Origin of the sequence: Bradyrhizobium sp. 33ap4 (genome assembly GCF_032654765.1) — a bacterium.
Classification (GTDB): Bacteria; Pseudomonadota; Alphaproteobacteria; order Rhizobiales; family Xanthobacteraceae; genus Bradyrhizobium; species Bradyrhizobium australafricanum.
Genome location: NZ_JAUMTJ010000169.1, coordinates 1 through 1,572, shown reverse-complemented (window position 1 = coordinate 1,572; position 1,572 = coordinate 1). Strand labels below are relative to the sequence as shown.

Genomic DNA, 1,572 nt, shown 5'->3' with positions numbered 1-1,572 from the left:
GCCTGAATTTCCCCGGACACCCCTGCGCGTGCGGGGAGAGGTCGGAACGCATCGTTAGATGCGTTCCGGGTGAGGGGGAGCCTCCGCACATCCAATTGTCACCGTGTTCGCGGGTGCAGCCCCTCACCCAGCCCTCTAAGAACGAGCTTCGCTCGTCTCGACCCCGTGAAGAACGGGGAGAAGGCTAACTGATTGGCACCCTCCGCCCAATAATGTTACGCCCGTCGCCAAACCGCTCGGGGAAGAGGCGATTCGTGGACGGCGTGGTGACGAAGGAAGAGGCGGGGATCGGGTTCCGCGCCCTGGTGCTTGCACTTCTGGCATTGGCCTCCGGCCACATGCTGTCGACGCTGCTGCGGACCATCCCGGCGATCAGCCTCGATCTGATGGCGTCGGATTTCGGCACCTCGCCGCAGGCGCTGGCGAGCCTCACCTCGATCTATCATTTCTCCTTTGCCGCCTCGCAAATCCCGGTCGGCGCCGCGATGGATCGTTTCGGCGTGCGGCCGGTGTCGCTGAGCCTGCTCGCCGGTACCGTTATCGGAACGCTGGTCTCGGCGCTGGCGACGGGGCCTGCGAGCTTTGTGCTCGGCCAGCTCATGCTCGGCGTCGCCACTTCGGGCATGCTGATGTGCCCGATGACGCTCGCGGCGAAACAGATGTCGGCGGCGAAGTTCGGCCTGTGGTCCGGCCTGATCCTCTCAATCGGCAATATCGGCATGCTGCTGTCGGCAAGCCCGCTGGCGTTCGTGGTCGATCAGTTCGGCTGGCGCGCCGGTTTCTGGGTTTCGGCCGGCTTCGGCATTGTCGTGCTGATCGCGGTGTTCGCGCTCGTGCCGCGGCAGCCGGCGGCGCATGCGGATGATTCCTCGCCGCTGCACCAGATGGCCGAGGTACTGCGGCTCGGCATGTCGCGCGGCCTGCGCGGCCTGATCGCGCTGTCGCTGGTGTCGCTCGGCGCGTCGCTGACCTTGCGCGGCTTGTGGGGCGGCCCGTGGCTGATGGACGAGAAAGGGCTGAGCCGGATCGAGGCCGGCAATGTGCTCGGCCTGTTCACGCTGGCGATGATCGTCGGCCCAGCCTGCATCGGCGCTTTCGATCGCAAGTTCGGGCACCGCCGTGCCATGGTGGCGGTGACGCACGCCATCGCCGCGCTGCTGCTCGTCTTGATGGCGGCCGGTGCGCCGCATTTCCCGGTCTCGAACCTCTTCGGGGTTGCCGTGATGCCGACGCAATATGACTTGGTGCTGTTGATCCTGATCGGGCTTGCGACGTCGGCGCAGCCGCTGATCTACGGCATGACGCGGCAGCTTGTCGCCGCACAGAACACCGGCAAGGCGCTGTCCTCGGTCAATCTCGCGTTCTTCCTTGGCGCAGCGCTGCTGCAATCGAGCACCGCCGGCGTTGCGGCGCTGTTCGGGCTGCCTGCGGTGCTGCTGTTCATCGCCGGCGCGCTGGTGATCGGGACCGTGCTGTTCCTGATCTACACCAGGCCCTAATCTTACTGTGTCATAAGTGGATCGGCGGGTCGCGCCCTTTGATGAGCCGGATGCAGCAAGGACACCTTTGCAT

The 1,572-nt window shown here is 65.6% G+C and carries 1 protein-coding gene; it reads left to right on the top strand.

Going from position 1 to position 1,572, the window contains the following annotated elements:
* The first annotated feature begins 263 nt into the window (after positions 1–263).
* On the top strand, positions 264–1,499 hold the full coding sequence (locus Q2M23_RS43535; protein ID WP_076824329.1) for an MFS transporter: 1,236 nt from the start codon (positions 264–266) through the stop codon (positions 1,497–1,499).
* Positions 1,500–1,572 lie beyond the last annotated feature (73 nt).